The following is a 17370-nucleotide window of genomic DNA, read 5'->3' as shown; positions in this document are numbered from 1 at the left end:
TCTCGATAAAGACAACCGCCATCGGCTGACCGACATTATCGGTGGTCACCTTGCGCATGCGTTTCGCACCCTTGCCGTCCAGGTTGACGAACACCGCGGGAGTGCCGTTCTGCTGGTCAAGACCTGAGGATGCGTCGGTAATATTGTCACCCGTAACAATCACGCTGCGTTTGAGCAGGATGGGCTGTCCGTTGCGCTCGTAGTAGAGCTTTGAGCCAACAGGCACGCGCCCTTCGAGAGCATCAGCAACGCTGTGTTTGGTATCGGCAAGGCGATACTCAAGGGTTGCTGTTGCACCCAGAATATCCTTGACTCGCCCCGGGTCCTGAACACCAGACAATTGAACAACGATACGACGATCGCCCTGCTGCTGAATCACGGGCTCGGAAACACCCAGTGCGTTAACACGGTTACGCAGCGTGGTGATGTTCTGTTCCAGTGCAAACTTGCTGATGGCGCGACGATCTGATTCTGTCAGGTTAACGGTAAGTGAAAAATTTGCACCATCGTCACTTGTGAGTAACTTGAGCTGACGGAAAGCATTGCCGACCTTGAGCTCGGCCTGATCGCGCTGTTCTTCATCCTTGAAGCGAATCAGGACGCCATTCTCACCTGCCTTGACGGAGGTGTAACGGAGTTTGGCTTCGCGTAACAGGGTACGGATATCGCCTTCATAACCTTCCAGTGCTTTCTCGATTGCCGAGTCCATATCGACGTCGATGAGGACATGGATACCACCACGAAGGTCGAGGCCCAGATTCATCGGTTCTGCACCGAGTGACAATAACCATCCGGGAACATCTGCGGCAAGGTTAAGCGCCACATTATATTCACTCGCGAGTACTGACTCGAGGCGCTCTTTTGCTTTGAGCTGATCCTCGTTGCTGTTAAAACGCAGCAAAGCACGGTCTTCAAGCAGGTCTATGCGCTTGATCGCGATTCCGTCGCCTTCAATCAGTGATTTGAATTGTGTCAGTGATCCTTGTGTGATCTCACTCTTGCCGGATGAAGAGATCTCGATCGAGGGATCCTGCCCAAACAGGTTGGGCAATGCGTAGAGAGCAGCGAAAAGAATCGCCACCACGACCAGCATATTCTTCCATAATGGATAGTGGTTCATTGCATACAGCTCGTCAGATAATCAGTCAGTAATAAATTAAGCCCGCAGATAGCGGGCTCCAGGACTCACATCTCTTTCAACGAGCCCTTCGGCAGTACAGCCTCAACCGCTGCACGGCGGAACTTGAGAACGATGCCTTCAGCTACTTCAACTTCGATAGCTGTGTCAGTAAGACCGGTGATCTTGCCCATCATGCCAGCCTGCAGCTGGACCTCGTCACCTTTCTGCAACTCTTCGACCAGCTTCTTGTGCTCTTTTGCACGTTTCATCTGGGGGCGAATCAGGAAGAAGTAGAAAATAACAACCAGGCCAAGTGGAAAAATCAGGCCTTGCCATCCGGGTGCATCAGCGGCGGCGGCAGGCGCCTGTGCCAGGGCTTCAGATATAAAAAAGCTCATTGGTATCTCTCAGAATTTTCAAATAATTAAGGATAGAGTCAGGGGCGGCTTTGAATGATCCGGCCCTGAATCAGCTTCAACAGCGGGCGATTATGACACAAGAGCGGCAATTGGTCATTAGTCACTGCTTCAGCATCGGCCAGGCAGCACGCAGGTAGGCGATCATCGACCAGATAGTCAGTACCGCGGCGATGTAAAGCAGAACCAGGCCAAGCTGGTAAATCGGCAGGCCGAGCAAATCCTGCTGCCACAGCATCAGGGAGATGGCAATCATCTGTGCTGCGGTCTTGAATTTACCGATCATGCTGACAGCCACGGTGGTGCGCCCTCCGAGTTCGGCCATCCATTCGCGCAGTGCAGAGATGGTAATTTCACGCCCGACAATAACGACTGCAGCAATCGTCACGCCGATTCTCGGATCCGCGGAAACCAGCAACACCAGTGCCGCAGCTACCATCAGCTTGTCGGCGACCGGGTCAAGAAATGCACCGAACTTGGAAGTCTGTTCCAGCTGTCGGGCAAGATAGCCGTCAAACCAGTCTGTCAGGGCAGCAACAATGAAAATAAGTGCCGCCGCTAGGCGAGCCCACGGCTGCTCCTGAAAGAAGACGAATACCAGTACTGGTATCAGCAAGATACGTAACAGGGTGAGAATGTTTGGTAGATTCCATTGCATGTTTGGATCAGTCGCCGTGTAGATAATCGTAAATTCGTTTTGCCAGTGCAGTGCTGATTCCCTTGACTGCCTCAATATCCTCAACACCGGCCCGTTCCAGTTCCTGCAAGCCTCCGAAGTGACGTAGCAGGTCACGCCTGCGTCCGGCACCTATTCCCTCGATACCCTCGAGGACCGACTGCTGACGCGCCTTGGCACGACGTTGGCGGTGACCTGCGATTGCAAATCGATGCGCTTCATCACGGATTTGCTGCAACAGGTGCAGGGCTGGTGAGGCCGAATTCAGTATAAGGGGTCTCTCTGCGCCGAACAAGAAGAGCTGCTCCATGCCCGGTTTACGGTCCGGCCCCTTGGCGATACCGAGGAATCTCACTTCACTGACACCAAGACTTTCGAGTTGTTCATGCACGCGGCTGATCTGCCCCTTGCCGCCGTCTATTACCAGCAGGTCGGGCATCTTGATCTCGCCTTTCCTGATACGCAGAAAACGCCGCTCGATCGCCTCGGCCATGGCTGCATAATCATCACCGATGTCTGTCGACCTGATATTGAAACGGCGGTACTCGGAAGTAAGTGGGCCTTGCTGATCGAACACCACGCAGGAGGCGACAGTTTTCTCACCCGAGGTATGGGAGATGTCGTAGCACTCCATGCGTTCGGGAATCTCCTCCAGGCCAAGTGCATCCTGTAGCGCCTCGTAACGCTCACGAACTCCCAGGCGATCTGCAATGCGTGCTGCAAGTGCAGTTTTGGCATTTTCCAGCGCCAGTCGCATCCAGCGCAGACGTTCGCCACGCACACGTGACTGGATTTTTACCTTGCGTTCCGCCTGTTGTGAGAAGACCTCGGCCAGCAGTTCAGCATCCTCGGGTTCAACCGACACCAGTAACGATGATGGCACCGGCCTGTCGATATAGTGGCGCGCCAGAAAGGCCGATACAACCTGCTCAAGCGGCACCTCGGCTGAAGCACGTGGGAAATAGCTGCGATTGCCGAGATTGCGGCCGCCGCGGATGCTGAATACCTGGATGCAGACCTTTCCCGCCTCGCTTGCTGCCGCGATCATATCGAGATCACCCTTTTCACCGCTGACATACTGACGTTCCTGGATTTTACGCAGACTGATAACTCTGTCGCGAAAACCGGCTGCAGTTTCATAGTCGAGCTGTTTAGCTGCCTCATCCATCTGCTTTGTCAGGTCGTCAATCACCTCGGATGCCCTCCCCTCAAGAAAGCGGACGGTGTTTTTGACATCCGCCTGGTAATCTTTCTTGCTGATCAGGCCGACACAGGGAGCAGTACAACGCTTGATCTGGTACTGCAGGCAAGCACGGGTACGATTACGATAGTAGCTCTCGTCACACTGACGCACCGGGAACACCTTCTGCAGCAAGCTCAGGGTTTCGCGTACCGCGCCACTGCTGGGGTATGGACCGAAGTATCGCCCCTTCGCAGCGCGGGTACCACGATGAAAAGAGAGACGCGGAAAATCTCCTGCCGAGAGATATATATAGGGATAGCTTTTGTCGTCACGCAGCAGAATGTTGTAACGTGGCTTGAGTGACTTGATGAGATTGTTTTCGAGGATCAGCGCCTCGGCCTCGGTATTGGTTACCGTGGTCTCGATCGAGGCGATCTGCGCCACCATCAACTGAATACGACGACTGTTGGCACGCGTGAAGTAGCTCGAGACCCTGCGTTTGAGATTCTTTGCCTTGCCGACATAGAGCAGATCATCATTCGCATCCAGCATGCGGTAGACACCCGGACGCGAGGTCAGACGTGACAGAAAAGCACGATGATCGAAGACGCTGCTCTCTTCATCCATGCTGCGCCCTCCCCTTAGCGACCAAGCAGTTCCTTCACGATGCGGAACACATCTTCGAACATCTCTGTTGTCAGGCGTCTTGTCTGAGTGTTGTAGCGACTGCAGTGATACGAATCAAGCAGCTGCTTTCCCGCATCCAGTTCATGACAGGCTGCATGCGCAAAAGGGTACTCTTTCTGTTTCTTACCCAAGGCACGAATCACGGCCTTGTGCGCAATCGTGCCAAGCGCGATGATAACACCCCCGGGTGGCAGGGCAGCAAGCTCCTGGGCAAGAAAATCATTGCAGTTATTCACCTCGGCACCGACTGGCTTGTTCTGCGGTGGCAGGCAACGCACAGCGTTGGTAATACGACAGTTGAGTAACTGAAGACCATCATCTGCGGACAGGCTCTGTGCTGCAGTGGAGAATCCATATTTATACAGGGTTTGGTAGAGAAGCTCACCCGCATAATCACCGGTAAAGGGACGCCCGGTGGCGTTGGCACCATGCATGCCGGGTGCCAGACCAACGATCAGCAAGCCTGCATCTGGCTCACCAAATGAGGGGACCGGTCGGCAAAAATAGTCGGGGTTGTCGCTTTTGACCTCGTCGAGGAAATTCGCCAGACGTTCGCACTTGCGGCAGGTAGCCGCATCAGGTGTGATCATTTCACCTCGATCAGGTGATGACGCAGGGCATAATGAGCCATTTCGACATCATTCTTCACGCCCAGCTTTTCATAGAGGCGCTGCTTGTAGGTGCTGACAGTCTTTTCGCTAATCATCATATCTTCAGCAATATCCTTGTTGCGAGAACCACGCGTAGCCAAAAGTAGCACCTGCATCTCGCGTGGAGAAATTGTATCCAGAAGGGAACCACCATCGATATTACTCAATGCCAGGCGCTGGGCGATTTCAGTCGAGATGTAGGGCAGCCCCGCACTGGCGTTTCTTACCGCCGCACACAACTCGTCGAGGTTGCAGCGCTTGGAGAGAAAACCGATTGCACCCGCATCACGTGCCTGGTTTGGAAACGGATCCGACTCAATCGACGAGAGAATCACGACATTGCACTTGGGAAATTTGCGCTGCAGCTTGCGGGTCGCCTCGATACCATCGAGCACCGGCATCTGGATATCCATCAGTACTACGTCAGGTGTAAGCTCCCCGTACATACGCACACCCTCTTCGCCATTTTCTGCCTGGCCAACCACCTCAATATCGGATGCCTGGGACAGCAACTGGCTGAAACCGGTGCGAACCAGTTGATGGTCGTCTACGACGAGGACGCGTATCATATGAAGTTATCCAACCTGAATTTGTTAATGTTTCGCTTATTAATGTTTCTCTGGCCAAACCAACAGGCAAGCCAGTGAACTCTTTATATATATCTGGTACACAGTGTAAGCGATAAACGGGATTTATCAAAACCATGACAGCTACAAATTACATGCATCCGGGCTTCCCAAGAGTACTCGCTGCTTTCGGGTATGACCTTGTACTATTGTTTGGACTACTGCTTCTTGCAACAACCGTTGTGACCTTCCCTGCACAACTGATATTTGGCATTGATATTATTGGCAATCATCCGATTGCAAAGTTCGTCTTATGGGCTCTTTGGTGCGTTGTCATCCTCGGCTTCTATCTCTGGTTCTGGACTCACGGCGGGCAGACTCTCGGTATGCGCGCATGGCGTATCCGCGTGGTCAACAAGGAGAGCCCGGAAGAGGGTATCGATTATGTACAGGCCAGCGTACGACTCCTGATCGGCATTCTGTTTTTCGGCATCAGCACCATCTGGATGCTGTTCAACCGCGAACGGGAGAGCCTGCATGACAGGATTGCACACACTTCTCTTCTGCTGCTGCCGAAATCAGGTAATTCGTGATACTTCCTCGACATCTGGCAGCTGCGCCAGCTTGTCGATAATCCGGCTAAGTTGCCCAACATTATCAATCTGCAGGGAGAAACGCATAATCGCTTTCTGCTGCTTTCTGTCAGAGTGACTATTGATGCCGGTGACATCGATCTCCTCGTTGGAAAAGAGAGCCGTAACGTCACGCATCAGCCCCTTGCGATCGAGAGCAACCACGCGCACATCAACCTCGAATGCCGCATCCTCCCCTTCATCCCCCCAGCGCACATCAACAAGACGTGCACGATCATCCTCTTTCATGTGACGTACTACTGAGCAGTCGCTTCGGTGCACGGTAACCCCGCGCCCACGCGTGATGTAACCAATGATGGCATCCGATGGTACCGGCTTGCAGCACTTGCCAAGATGCGTCATCAGGTCATCGATACCATCAACGATAATATCCGCACTTGCACCGTGCGCTGACTTTCCTCGTTGCTGGCGTCGCTTGACCCTCTTTTTGGGTTTATTCTCGCGCTCCTCCTCCCGATGGCGCCAGCCGGCAATCTGAACCGGTGAAACGTCACCGCGTCCAATCGCAGCGTAGAGATCATCCACCCCTTTCAGGTTGAATTCGGGGGCAATTTTTGCCAGCTCCGGACGTTCAAATCCGAGTCGCGTCAATTCACGCTCAAGGCTCGCCTTGCCCATCTCGACATGGCTGTCGAAGTCCTGGTGTCGATACCAGCTCTTGACACGGTTCCTGGCTCGAGAAGTCTTGATATAGCCAAGGTGAGGACTCATCCAGTCACGTGACGGGCGCTCCTCCTTGTGGGTAAGAATATCGACTGTCTGACCACTTTCGAGCGGTGTGTTGAGTGGCACAATATGGCCATCGATTCGTGCGCCACGGCAGCGATGGCCGACACTGGAGTGAATCGCGTAGGCAAAATCGACCGGAGTTGAACCATTTGGCAACTCGATCACTTTCCCCTGCGGTGTCAGCACGTAGACCTGGGTCTGCTCATAATCGAGATGCACATCTCTTGCTAGCAGGCTGGCACCCTGCTCACTTGCGGGTTCGCGCTGCTCAAGCCACTGCCGCATCCAGCTGATTCGCCGTTCAAGATCATCGCTGCTGCCTTTCTGCTCCTTGTAACGCCAGTGGGCAGCGACACCATGCTCGGCATGCGAGTGCATATCATGTGTACGGATCTGGATCTCCAGCGGTTTCTCATCCGGACCGACTACGACCGTATGGATTGACTGGTAGAGATTGGCCTTGGGTGTCGCAATATAGTCATCGAATTCGTGTGGTATGTGTTTCCAGATGCTGTGCACGATACCGAGTGCCGCATAACAGTCGGCAACACTATCGACCAGTACTCTCACGGCACGAACATCGAAGATATGCTCGAAGCCCGACTGCTTGCGGTACATTTTCTTCCAGATGCTATACAGATGCTTGGGACGTCCGCTGATGTCGGCACGAATATCATTGTCACCGAACGCCTGCTGCAGCAACGCGACTGCCTGCTTGATATAGGCGATGCGCTCATCACGCCGCTCCTCCAGCTGCTTGGCAATCGAGCGATACTGCTCAGGTTCAAGATATCTCAGTGACAGATCCTCAAGCTCCCACTTGAGCTGCCACACACCGAGACGATTCGCCAGCGGTGCAAAGATATCCCGCGTATTGCGGCTAAACTGCGACTGAAGCTTTTCATCGAGATAAGAGAGCCTGCGCATCAGGTGCACACGCTCGGCTAGCAGAACCAGCACGGCACGTACATCGGACGCGATACCCAGCAGCATACGACGCAGGTTTTCACTGTGCTCCTCACCCTTCTCCTCGCGGTCACTGAGTACGCCAGGAGAGAGTTGCTGAATCAGCAGCAGATCCTTGACCAGGCCCGCTACTGTGGCACCAAAAGTCTCTTCAATCTCTTCCTGTGTCTTGAATTCATTACCGACAATACGATAGAGCAGCGCCGCGCTGACTGTCTCGTCATCCATCTCGAGCTGAACCAGCAGGTCAGCCACATGCATGGCATAGAGCGAGAGCTGTTCACCTGTCCTGTCTTTGAGCTCTGCGAGCAGTTCAGCACACAGCTCTACCGCATGAAGAAGCCCCTTGCGGGCTTTTTCATCCGTTGCCTTCGGCAAGCTATCAAGCCAGGTTTTTACTGCAGCCTGGTCCAGACGATCTTCCGGTAAACGCTTCGCCCTGCTGACCATGACTCAGTCGAGAACATGACTGATGAGGCCGTCAGCCAGCTTGGGTTCGAACCAGGTGGTTTTCGGCGGCATGATCTCGTCGGCGTCGGCAACTGCCATCAACGCCTCCATGGTGGTCGGATAGAGGGAGAATGCAACAGCCATTTCACCCGAATCAACGCGTGCTTCAAGCCCCTCCATGCCACGAATGCCACCAACAAAGTCGATGCGATTGTCGCGGCGCTGATCCGTGATACCAAGAATTGGATCGATCAGGTTGTCTCCCAACAGGCTTACCTCGAGTCTCGCAACAGGATCCTGTGGAATTTTTTCAGGTGGTAGTGCGAGGTGATACCAGTTCCCCGCAAGATACATACCGAACTCTGCCGGGCTGTGTGGCTTGACCGAATCAGCTGATTCATTAACGACGAAATTCTTTGCCACCACATCGAGGAAAGCGCTTTCATCAAGACCATTAAGGTCGCGTATTACCCTGTTGTAATCGAGAATCTGCACCTGGTCGTGCGGAAACAGCACCGAGAGAAAATAGTCATGGTTTGCTTCTGTACCGGCAGCCCCCTGTTCACGACGACTGTGTGCAACACGACTCGCCGCTGCGGAGCGGTGATGCCCATCGGCAACATAGACAGCATCCATTGCATCAAAAGCGCCGGTCAGTTTCTCAATAGCCGTAGTATCGCTGATCACCCACAAACTGTGCTGCACACCATCTGCTGCCGTCACATCAACATCCGGAGTTGTTTTGCTGGTCTCCTGCAATATGGTGTCGACAACCGTATCGGCACGATAGGAGAGAAACACCGGGCCGGCCTGTGCGTTCAACGCTTCGATCTGGCGCACCCTGTCATCCTCTTTCTGCGGCCGGGGGAGTTCGTGTTTCTTGACACGGTGGATGTCATATGCATCGACAGAGGCGACCGCAACCAGCCCTGTCTGCACATGCTCTCCCATGATCAGACGATAGGCGTAGTAACAAGGCGTCTCATCACGCTTCAAAACCGATTCTGCAATCATGTGGTCGAGATTCTCACGTGCCTTGCTGTAGACCTCAGGCGCATAGGGATCAGTACCCTGTGGCAGGTCGATCTCAGGACGCGAAATATGCAGGAAGCTCCACGGGCGGCCCTCTGCCATGGCCCTCGCCTCGTCGGCATTCATCACATCATAGGGAGGTGCAACAACATCATCAGCACGCCCCTCAACGGGTCGCAAGGCACGAAATGGCAGTATCAGTGAAGGCATTCAACAAGTCTCCGAATATAATAACCCCCCGATTGTTCCAGAAGTCGGGGTATTTGCACAATTTGAATCTGTTATGACGATATTCTGGTTTCTCACTCTCAAGGGTCGCTCAGTTCAAAACGGATACGCCCCTGATCACTCGGCATTTCCAGCTGCAACGGCAGGCGTTTGTCACTTTTACTGATCCACAGGTAGAGAGGCGGCTGTTTTTTATCCCTGCCGATATCCTGCTCATTAATGACCAGTTTCCAGCAAGCCTGCTTTTTTCCGTCAATCATCAGTGAAACAGACTTCTCCAGACTAACCCTGTAGCGGAGTTGGTGGCTGCCATCAGTACCTGGAAATTCCTCGCTGTAGCCGTCTTCAAGTGCAACAGAACGCAAATGCTGGATCAGGGCCCAGCGATCCAGCGCACCTTGCGCCAGGGGATTGTTCCGCTGCTTCCTCACCATCGGTTCGGTATTGTCCAGAGCGGAAGGCTCAAGAAAGCGTCTTGCCGTGCCTGGCAGGGCATCCCCCTCACTGGCAAGTTCATACCTGTCGATCGTACTGCCATCAGCAGAACGCACCGAGAAACTGTGCTTGTAACCATACGGCTGGTACTTCTTGCTGCTTTTATTCTGGCGTTTCTCGAAGGAGAGCGACTGCGGCGGATTCTCCAGGTAGACACTGCGGAAAAGAAAACGTGTCGGTGCCAATGATTCCAGCAGGCGATGATTCTGCGACGACATGCGCACCTCGGTACGAGTGCATTTCATATCTGAGCAAAGCTGCTGCCCGTCGGTTGTGATGGTCGCGTCGGCAAGCGACATCCAGCTGTAGAGTGTCACCGCACCCTTCAGCTTGACGATATAGTCGAGACGCTCGGCTGCCTGAATTTGTGCTGACACCGCTGACAGGAATAGCGCAGCAACGGCAAGCGGGTGTAAAATTGAGTTTCGCATATTGATCGACTGTTTTACCAATTACTTCCAAGGCATTTTCTGCTGCTATGAGTTCATCTAACAATACCGGCGTCAGCTGTCACCATATCAATGACACGCAACTGCTTGATGCCGTCAGGCAGCGTTTTGAGCAGCTGCTTGACGATGAATCAACCAACAAGACCCACCACTTCGGCGGTCGCTTCGAGAATATCTATCCAGATAAGTCCAGATTTCCCGAGATGGATCAGCTCTCTCTCTTTCTGCTCGACCTTGCCAGGCAAAGGCTCGGTACGGAGACAGATTTGCAACTCGGTTACTGGTTCAACCTGATGGGACCGGGGCATACCACCAGCCTGCATACACACGAGGAGAACGATGAACTGCTTTCCGGCGTGTGCTACCTGCAAGTACCGGAAAATTCGGGGGATATCGTCTTTCCGGTCGGTGAGAACACCCAAAGACTGACGCCGCAAACCGGGGATGTTTACCTCTTTTCGCCGACCCTCCCCCACCTGGTCGAGAAGAACCGCAGCAGCGAAAACCGGCTATCGGTCGCCTTTAATATCGGCCCTCGTCGCTGACCTCGAGACGCTCGGTTTCGGCTAGTACGACACGCACCCCTTTGACGGTCCGGAACGAACGATCATCGATATCGTTGCGATGTGCCTGGTAAAGAACGCTGTCACCGGTCTGTGAATTAACCACGCGCACTTCGACGATTTCAGTGGCATCGCGCCAGCTCGTCAGCATCCATAGTGCAGCGCCCGCAATCATCACGCCCACGGCAACCACCGCAGCAATTTTCAATGCACGCTTGTTGTCATTTGTTGCTTCAATGGTCTGCGGACCACTCCGGGGCGCTTTGCGACGGAACATCAGCATAACGACAATGATGACCGCGATGGTCAGGAGAATTTTTGTAATCATGCGCACAGTATACAAGCTGGGTGGTTCAAGTGAAGCCCTATTCGGGTTACACTTCGGCAAATTTTCACAGAGAAGATCAAATGGCAGAAACACCTGACGAACTAACAGTAAACTGGAGCGAGGACGGCATTGATGTCGTCAAGGAACTCGACAAGCAAATCCTGACAAAAGGCGCGTGGACAACCATCATCTACCGTTTCCAGGAGTGGAATCGCAGCAAGGAAGAGTACAGTGCTGACAAGTACACCATCCGCCGTTACCAGAAGCGCAACGGCCAGTACCAGCAGAAATCCAAGTTCAACATCTCCAGCAAGGAGCAGGCGCAGAAGATCATCGATGCGCTGAGTGAGTGGACCAAGGACTAACTCTCAACATCGTCATCCCGGGCGAAACGAAGTGGAGACCCGGGATCCATGACGCATAAAGGAATGGATCCCGGGTCAAGCCCGGGGTGACGAAAAAACGGCCTGAAGTGGCCCTGTCTTTCAGGCGAAACCCAGCTCCTGCGGCCATGCCGCGAGCTGTTTCATGAGGCCGACTGTGCGCTCATCCTGGCGCTCTTCAAGCATCGCCTCGATACGCAGGTAAAACTCGTCAACGGTCAGCGTACTTCCATAAGCGCCGTCAAACAGGCGTGTCCTGCAGAATTCTGCCCACTGCCGCTGCTCCTCTTCCGAGAGATATTCAGGCCAGTTACGCGCACGGTAGCGAAAATAGAGAGTTTGCAGGCGTTCATCCTTGAATGACGGACGTGAACCTGCGAGTTCGGCAGGCGAGCTCTGCAATACCTGCTGACATAAGCGTGTATCGGCAGGATTGATAAAACCATCATAGAGTGCGGAATCCGCATCCCCTTCGCCGAAATCCGGTTTCTCGCTGTAGAGCTGCTCGAGGCGCCCCGTCAGCCCCCTGTCGTCTAGTATCTGGCGGCGATGCTGCTCTACCCTGTCGAGGTCGATTTCCCAGCGTTGCATCGCATCCGGTGTCAGGGTAGCCAATGGCGCCACTGCCGGTGACTTGTTGATGTGCACTCCCTTGAGAGCAACCCGCTGCACACCTTCCGGCATCTCTGCTCCCGGTGTAAACAGGTTCTCCTGTAACTCCTCGACGCTTGATTCGAGCAGTTGCGTCGGATCCTGGCGCAAATCGAAAACAATCACCTCGTTCGAGTTGACCGGGTGTGTCAGCAAGGGTATGACCACACCGATGCAGCCACGCTCGGCAGGATACATACCCGAGACATGCAGGAAGGGAGCGCCTGTCTCCAGGTCGATCAGTTTCGATACGGCCGCCTTCTTACGCAGACCGAAGTAATAGTCGAAAAGCCTCGGTTGATGTTGGCGAATCAATTTTGCCATTCCGATGGTGGCATAGACATCGACCATTGCATCATGAGCACCCTCGTGTTCAATACCGTTCGCAGCGGTCAGGTGCTCAAGACGGAAACTTGCATGGCCATCTTCGCGTTGTGGCCACTCGATACCTTCCGGCCGAAGTGCAAATGTCATGCGCACCAGGTCGAGAATATCCCAGCGGGAATTTCCGTTCTGCCACTCGCGTGCATAAGGTTCATAATAGTTGCGATAGAGACCGAAACGGGTCACCTCGTCATCGAAACGGATACTGTTGTAGCCGACACCACAGGTGCCCGGCTGTGCCAACTCGGCATGAATTGCACGAAAAAACTCCGCCTCGTTGAGACCTTCACGAAATGCTTTCTGTGGTGTGATTCCGGTGACCAGAACGGCTTCCGGGTGCGGCAGAAAGTCAGCCGTTGGCTTGCAGTAATGCATCACGGGCTTGCCAACTATCTCCAGCTCCAGGTTCGTACGCACGCCTGCAAATTGCGAAGCACGGTCGCGTCTTGGATCAACACCCCATGTTTCGTAATCGTGCCAGAATAGTGTTACATCAGACAAGCTCAACCTCCCTGTCCATAATAATTAATACCTTCCTGCCTGACACCGACAACCGGCATCATCTCGATATCGCATGATCCGCCGACGCCTACATTTTTCAGTTGCGCTTCCTGTGTGCAGGATGCGCCCTGATCGCGGATGCGGCACTTGAACTCGACCAGCTTGCCGCTATTCAACCAGAAAGGTGTTTTACGGTAGCGCTCGACATTGTTAAAGCGGCACTTGCCCGATACTCCATAAGGCGTGCAGCGCGTCGGTTTTTTCAGTGACACCTTGCGCCCGTCAATAACAAAACTCTTGTAAGGATCAGTTATGCTCACCTTGTCTGCTCCATCCTCGAGCTTGACGCGAAAGCTCCTGAACCTGTAACCATCATCCTGTTCTTTATCGTCCTTGATACGCTGATTGACGAGAAGAATATAATCGCCATCCCTGCCCGCCGCCGCTGCAGTGATAAATTCAACCGCATCATGTTTTGGAAAACAGGCGCCCATTGCCGGCGGATGGTAGTAGTGGCGCAAACTTGTCAGGGCTGACGAGTCAGCAACGACAAAGCGTTCCTGCAGCGCCTCTTCAGAATCAAACAGGATGGAACTGATATCCCCCACCGACTGTGAATACATCGTCTGTAACTTGGTGAATGGCGCCTCGTCTGCGAGATCGGTGCGCAGAAAGCAGGAGGTCAAACCGGATGTTTGGGTCAGGTAAGCATCCCAGATGTTGTACTGGGAGACAGCCGATGCAGCACCCTGAAAATCGCCCTCGAAACCGCAACCTTGCGCCGAACTGCACTGGCCAATCACACGATTACGAATCGACAGGGCGATAATATTCCGTTCACACGCACCATAGGCACTACATCCCCTGCCGATGTGCCCTTCATAGATTGCGGTGCGCATCACGTAATCAAGATGCTTCGCCTTGTTAAGATTGTCGCTCGACCACTTGCGTCTGTTCTTGTGAATGAATTTCTCCCACGCATCTGCGAGCGAGTCGCGTCGACCGGTCAACCGCCGGTTGGCTTTTTCGCACTGGGAGGAGTTGTGAAAGGCCCGCACAATTTCATCGTAGTCATTCTCTGCGGATGTTGAAGTACCGCCGCGACCTTTGGGTGCAAAAAATGGCTGCTTTGTACGATTTACCAGGCGCTTTGCATTCATTACATATTTCACTTTGCCGTCGCAGTGATGATTCTGCACCATCAAGCCTTCACGCGAGGCGATCTTATCCATTTTTCTCTTGGTAGAGGTGGCGGTAGCCTTGTTTGCGTCAAACAGGATCTCGAACCCGACATACGGGGTGCCATCGCTGGCTGTCAGCGGTTTGTCGTTATGAATCACCAGGCATGGAACGACCCACGAGCCCTGGGCAAGGCTGCCTGCCACCTTCTTTTTACCGCTGCGTGCGAATTGATCTTTCTTGTAGTAGGAAATTTTGGCATCCCCGGCTAACTGGTAGAGCGTCATGGCGGGTGCAGCAGGAACCTCGGCAAATGTCGGCTGAAGCAGCAAAACAAGTACGGCAAACGCAAGAATTTGCATCAGCCGCGCGGGCCTCTTTCTAATTTCCTTCATCAAGCTAGCTGTTCCCCTGTTGTGAAAGTCGTTATTCGTCACAGTTTTTGTGTAAAATCTCAGGCTGAATTGCATGACACAAGAGGTCTCTCATGCCCTATTTTGTTTACGAAATCGAAAAACCGCGCACTCTGACGCACCTCGAAACCTTTGCGAAGTATCGTGAAGCAAAGCAGCACGTGCGTCAACTTCGCGAAGAATCAGGAGATGTCGAAAGATATCGCATGATTTTCGCCAAGAATGAGATCGAAGCGGAAACACTGCTGACAGCACCGCGTGAAGAACGCGTCATCGGTGAAGACTAGTCTGATCGCAGTATAGGATGAGCCAGAGCCCACCCAGCCTGTCTGAGTTCAACGCGCAAGTTGCCAGTTTGATTGAGCAATTTGGCCCCGCGTCTTTTTGCGCCCCACCCGGCCAACGCCCCGAATACACGCTCTTCGTTGAAGACAACAGGGTGGTCGCTGAGCCAAGAAACGCGCCGCGATACCCCTACGGGCTTTACTGCGAGATCCATACAGGATTATCCGATGACCAGGTTGCTGACTATCTGAACAAGTGGCTGGCTGGCTGGCGGAGAAGCTTACCAGGAGTTCCTGGGAATGAATGTCTGCAGATACAATTGCCAAGTCTGAATAAACACCAGACAAACCATGTTATATTGCAGAACAACAGCTGACCTGAATGCCATGGCCAATATTCAACTAGCAATTTTCTCTATCATACTCACCCTGCTCATCAGTCCCGTTCAACTCCTGGCTGTTGAGCCGGATCACGAACATCATGGGGCCCATGTCCATGGTGAAGCACAATTATTAATTGCCGTAGAGGGAAATACTCTCGAGATTGAATTTATCTCTCCTGCCATGAATATTGTTGGTTTCGAGTACCTACCACGAAACAATACTCAATTAGAGGCAGTTAAATCGGCGATTGAAATCCTGAATCAACCCGGCCAACTATTCAGCCTCCCCTCCGGTGCCGAATGTCACACATCTACTTTCAGTGTTGAGTCCCCTTTTAGCGGACACGAAAAACATGCCCATGGAGAAGCAGACCATAGGGATTTTGCAGCACATTACCATTTCCTGTGTACTGACATGTCTCGGCTGAAGAGAGTTGAAGTCGGCATCTTCAAACAGTTTCCCGCTACGGATGTTATCGAAGTTCAGAGCATTTCACAGCGAGGACAGCGAATGACAGAGTTAACACCTGAACATAACTCCGTAGAACTCTAAGTGCACAAGAAGAATACACAGACATTCCTAATATATTCATGCAACAAACAGCTGCAATAAAGGCCAGAAATCTTCGATTTGGGTGGCGTAAAAACCTGCCTGAAGTGTTGCACATTCCCGAACTCGAAGTGGCTCGTGGCGAGCGCATCTTTATTCGCGGTTCCAGCGGCAGTGGAAAAAGCACGCTGCTGGCACTGATTGCCGGTGTCAATCGGCCTTCAAGCGGTGAAGTTGAAGTACTTGGACAGGTAATCAACCGTTTAAGTGGATCCGGGCGAGACCATTTCCGTTCCGATCATATCGGTTTTGTGTTTCAAATGTTCAACCTCATTCCCTATCTCTCCGTCCTCGAGAATGTTGCGTTGCCGTGCCACTTTTCGCGTTCACGCAAACAGAAAGCAACTGCGTCCGGAAATAGTCTGCATGACGAGGCAACTCGCCTGCTGGCACACCTGAATATGGCACATGCTGATCTTTTGCATCGGCCGGTGACTGAGTTGAGCGTCGGGCAGCAACAGCGCGTCGCGACGGCACGTGCGCTGATTGGTGCACCCGAAATCATTATTGCCGATGAACCCACCTCTGCACTTGATAGCGACATGCGCCAGACATTCATCCGGCTGCTGTTTCAGGAGTGCGACGCGACTGGCTCAACACTGCTTTTCGTTAGCCATGACAAGCAACTGGAATCGCTGTTCGAGCGCCATGTCAGCATTGAAGAGATCAACATGGCACGGCAGGGAGAAAACTGATGGCGACACTCTACCTTGCCATTAAAAGCCTGTTGAACCGCCGTTTTACGGTCAGCCTGATTCTTCTCAGCATTGCACTGAGTGTCTCCATGCTACTGGGTGTAGAGCGCCTGCGTGTGGAATCGCGCAACAGTTTTGCCAATACCATATCAGGCACAGATTTCATCGTCGGTGCACGCAGCGGTGCCATTAACCTGTTGCTCTACTCGGTATTCCGGATCGGTGACGCTACCAACAACATTTCATGGAAAAGCTACCAAAAGTTTGCAGACCACCCCATGGTCAAGTGGACCATCCCTATCTCACTGGGTGATTCACACAAAGGCTACAGGGTGATGGGCACCAACCAGGACTATTTCCGCCATTACAGTTACGCAGACAAGCGCTCACTGGTTCTTGCCCAGGGCCAGCCCTTTGACCATGTCTACCAGGCGGTACTGGGGCACGAGGTGGCAAACAAACTCAATTATCAACTTGGACAAAAGATCATCATCGCCCATGGTGCCGGCAAAACCAGTTTCGCCATGCATGATGACAAACCTTTCGAGGTGGCAGGCATTCTCAAGCCAACAGGCACACCGGTCGATCGCACCGTACATATCCCGCTGGAGGGTATAGAGGCTATTCATGCGAACTGGGTTAGCGGCAGAGAAGTGGCCGGGCTGAAAATCAGTGCAGATGAAGCGCTTGAGAAAG

The 17370-nt window shown here is 53.1% G+C and carries 19 protein-coding genes; 7 read left to right on the top strand and 12 right to left on the bottom strand.

Translation table 11 applies throughout. From position 1 onward, the window contains the following. The 6 genes from BOW51_RS01510 to BOW51_RS01485 form a co-directional block, all read right to left on the bottom strand. On the bottom strand, positions 1 to 1120 hold a 1120-nt coding region (locus BOW51_RS01510; RefSeq protein ID WP_442467607.1), incomplete at its 3' end, for a preprotein translocase subunit SecD. 65 nt (positions 1121 to 1185) lie between these two features. Continuing rightward, complete coding sequence (yajC, locus tag BOW51_RS01505; RefSeq protein WP_078476107.1) at positions 1186 to 1518, bottom strand: preprotein translocase subunit YajC; 333 nt, start codon at positions 1516 to 1518, stop codon at positions 1186 to 1188. A 121-nt stretch (positions 1519 to 1639) separates the two neighbouring features. Then, on the bottom strand, positions 1640 to 2194 hold the full coding sequence (gene pgsA, locus BOW51_RS01500; protein WP_078476106.1) for a CDP-diacylglycerol--glycerol-3-phosphate 3-phosphatidyltransferase: 555 nt from the start codon (positions 2192 to 2194) through the stop codon (positions 1640 to 1642). A 7-nt stretch (positions 2195 to 2201) separates the two neighbouring features. Further along, positions 2202 to 4022: an excinuclease ABC subunit UvrC gene (uvrC, locus tag BOW51_RS01495; RefSeq protein WP_078476105.1), complete on the bottom strand. Its 1821-nt coding sequence runs from the start codon at positions 4020 to 4022 to the stop codon at positions 2202 to 2204. A 14-nt stretch (positions 4023 to 4036) separates the two neighbouring features. Beyond that, positions 4037 to 4672, bottom strand: a complete 636-nt coding sequence (locus BOW51_RS01490; protein WP_078476104.1) for a uracil-DNA glycosylase — start codon at positions 4670 to 4672, stop codon at positions 4037 to 4039. Further along, positions 4669 to 5301, bottom strand: a complete 633-nt coding sequence (locus BOW51_RS01485; RefSeq protein WP_078476103.1) for a response regulator — start codon at positions 5299 to 5301, stop codon at positions 4669 to 4671. Before BOW51_RS01485 ends, BOW51_RS01490 begins: the two co-directional genes overlap by 4 nt. Before the next feature lie 134 nt (positions 5302 to 5435). Between BOW51_RS01485 and BOW51_RS01480 the strand changes: the two genes are divergently transcribed. Then, the gene (locus BOW51_RS01480; RefSeq protein ID WP_078476102.1) at positions 5436 to 5891 is read left to right on the top strand and encodes an RDD family protein; all 456 of its coding nucleotides are present in this window, start codon (positions 5436 to 5438) and stop codon (positions 5889 to 5891) included. Here BOW51_RS01480 and BOW51_RS01475 read toward each other — a convergent pair. The 3 genes from BOW51_RS01475 to BOW51_RS01465 all read right to left on the bottom strand — a co-directional run bounded on the left by BOW51_RS01475 (position 5877) and on the right by BOW51_RS01465 (position 10282). Then, on the bottom strand, positions 5877 to 8096 hold the full coding sequence (locus BOW51_RS01475) for a RelA/SpoT family protein (protein ID WP_078476101.1): 2220 nt from the start codon (positions 8094 to 8096) through the stop codon (positions 5877 to 5879). The two genes, BOW51_RS01480 and BOW51_RS01475, sit on opposite strands and share 15 nt — an antisense overlap. A 3-nt stretch (positions 8097 to 8099) precedes the next feature. Next, the gene (locus BOW51_RS01470; protein WP_078476100.1) at positions 8100 to 9338 is read right to left on the bottom strand and encodes a DUF1015 domain-containing protein; all 1239 of its coding nucleotides are present in this window, start codon (positions 9336 to 9338) and stop codon (positions 8100 to 8102) included. Between the two features lie 98 nt (positions 9339 to 9436). Continuing rightward, positions 9437 to 10282, bottom strand: coding sequence for a DUF3108 domain-containing protein (locus tag BOW51_RS01465; RefSeq protein WP_135567994.1), 846 nt, complete (start codon positions 10280 to 10282; stop codon positions 9437 to 9439). A gap of 47 nt (positions 10283 to 10329) precedes the next feature. Here BOW51_RS01465 and BOW51_RS01460 point away from each other — a divergent pair, with 47 nt between their 5' ends. Beyond that, positions 10330 to 10845 (top strand): putative 2OG-Fe(II) oxygenase, encoded by a 516-nt coding sequence (locus BOW51_RS01460; protein WP_078476098.1) that lies wholly within the window; start codon positions 10330 to 10332, stop codon positions 10843 to 10845. Here the strand turns inward: BOW51_RS01460 and BOW51_RS01455 are convergent. Continuing rightward, entirely contained in the window at positions 10823 to 11191 is a 369-nt protein-coding gene (locus tag BOW51_RS01455) for a hypothetical protein (RefSeq protein ID WP_078476097.1), read from the bottom strand. The genes BOW51_RS01460 and BOW51_RS01455 overlap by 23 nt on opposite strands. Before the next feature lie 80 nt (positions 11192 to 11271). Here BOW51_RS01455 and BOW51_RS01450 point away from each other — a divergent pair, with 80 nt between their 5' ends. Beyond that, positions 11272 to 11556: a hypothetical protein gene (locus BOW51_RS01450; RefSeq protein ID WP_078476096.1), complete on the top strand. Its 285-nt coding sequence runs from the start codon at positions 11272 to 11274 to the stop codon at positions 11554 to 11556. Between the two features lie 120 nt (positions 11557 to 11676). On the opposite strand, the gene sbcB is transcribed toward BOW51_RS01450, so the two are convergent. Both sbcB and BOW51_RS01440 read right to left on the bottom strand, forming a co-directional pair. After that, positions 11677 to 13110, bottom strand: a complete 1434-nt coding sequence (sbcB, locus tag BOW51_RS01445) for an exodeoxyribonuclease I (protein WP_078476095.1) — start codon at positions 13108 to 13110, stop codon at positions 11677 to 11679. A 2-nt stretch (positions 13111 to 13112) separates the two neighbouring features. Further along, the gene (locus BOW51_RS01440) at positions 13113 to 14651 is read right to left on the bottom strand and encodes a hypothetical protein (RefSeq protein WP_078476094.1); all 1539 of its coding nucleotides are present in this window, start codon (positions 14649 to 14651) and stop codon (positions 13113 to 13115) included. Positions 14652 to 14776: 125 nt separating this feature from the next. Here BOW51_RS01440 and BOW51_RS01435 point away from each other — a divergent pair, with 125 nt between their 5' ends. From BOW51_RS01435 to BOW51_RS01420, 4 genes are all read left to right on the top strand, one after another. Then, entirely contained in the window at positions 14777 to 14989 is a 213-nt protein-coding gene (locus BOW51_RS01435) for a hypothetical protein (RefSeq protein WP_043117110.1), read from the top strand. A 384-nt stretch (positions 14990 to 15373) separates the two neighbouring features. Next, positions 15374 to 15922 carry a DUF2796 domain-containing protein gene (locus BOW51_RS01430; RefSeq protein WP_167367208.1) on the top strand — a complete coding sequence of 183 codons (549 nt, stop codon included), beginning with the start codon at positions 15374 to 15376 and terminating at the stop codon, positions 15920 to 15922. Positions 15923 to 15960: 38 nt separating this feature from the next. Continuing rightward, positions 15961 to 16674, top strand: a complete 714-nt coding sequence (locus BOW51_RS01425) for an ABC transporter ATP-binding protein (protein ID WP_078476091.1) — start codon at positions 15961 to 15963, stop codon at positions 16672 to 16674. Continuing rightward, the coding region (locus tag BOW51_RS01420) for an ABC transporter permease (protein ID WP_174564721.1) at positions 16674 to 17370 on the top strand (697 nt) is incomplete at its 3' end. The genes BOW51_RS01425 and BOW51_RS01420, both read left to right, overlap by 1 nt.

Origin of the sequence: Solemya elarraichensis gill symbiont, from assembly GCF_002021095.1 — a bacterium.
Lineage (GTDB): Bacteria > Pseudomonadota > Gammaproteobacteria > Chromatiales > Chromatiaceae.
This window is presented reverse-complemented; position numbering and strand designations above follow the sequence as displayed.

Coding starts and splice junctions, on each gene's coding strand:
- yajC (WP_078476107.1), bottom strand. CDS start 1,518: ATGAGCTTTTTTATATCTGAAGCCCTGGCACAGGCGCCTGCCGCCGCC.
- BOW51_RS01475 (WP_078476101.1), bottom strand. CDS start 8,096: ATGGTCAGCAGGGCGAAGCGTTTACCGGAAGATCGTCTGGACCAGGCT.
- BOW51_RS01455 (WP_078476097.1), bottom strand. CDS start 11,191: ATGATTACAAAAATTCTCCTGACCATCGCGGTCATCATTGTCGTTATG.
- BOW51_RS01425 (WP_078476091.1), top strand. CDS start 15,961: ATGCAACAAACAGCTGCAATAAAGGCCAGAAATCTTCGATTTGGGTGG.
- BOW51_RS01450 (WP_078476096.1), top strand. CDS start 11,272: ATGGCAGAAACACCTGACGAACTAACAGTAAACTGGAGCGAGGACGGC.
- BOW51_RS01485 (WP_078476103.1), bottom strand. CDS start 5,301: ATGATACGCGTCCTCGTCGTAGACGACCATCAACTGGTTCGCACCGGT.
- BOW51_RS01480 (WP_078476102.1), top strand. CDS start 5,436: ATGACAGCTACAAATTACATGCATCCGGGCTTCCCAAGAGTACTCGCT.
- BOW51_RS01465 (WP_135567994.1), bottom strand. CDS start 10,282: ATGCGAAACTCAATTTTACACCCGCTTGCCGTTGCTGCGCTATTCCTG.
- BOW51_RS01470 (WP_078476100.1), bottom strand. CDS start 9,338: ATGCCTTCACTGATACTGCCATTTCGTGCCTTGCGACCCGTTGAGGGG.
- BOW51_RS01460 (WP_078476098.1), top strand. CDS start 10,330: ATGAGTTCATCTAACAATACCGGCGTCAGCTGTCACCATATCAATGAC.
- BOW51_RS01490 (WP_078476104.1), bottom strand. CDS start 4,672: ATGATCACACCTGATGCGGCTACCTGCCGCAAGTGCGAACGTCTGGCG.
- BOW51_RS01435 (WP_043117110.1), top strand. CDS start 14,777: ATGCCCTATTTTGTTTACGAAATCGAAAAACCGCGCACTCTGACGCAC.
- uvrC (WP_078476105.1), bottom strand. CDS start 4,022: ATGGATGAAGAGAGCAGCGTCTTCGATCATCGTGCTTTTCTGTCACGT.
- BOW51_RS01440 (WP_078476094.1), bottom strand. CDS start 14,651: ATGCAAATTCTTGCGTTTGCCGTACTTGTTTTGCTGCTTCAGCCGACA.
- pgsA (WP_078476106.1), bottom strand. CDS start 2,194: ATGCAATGGAATCTACCAAACATTCTCACCCTGTTACGTATCTTGCTG.
- BOW51_RS01430 (WP_167367208.1), top strand. CDS start 15,374: ATGGCCAATATTCAACTAGCAATTTTCTCTATCATACTCACCCTGCTC.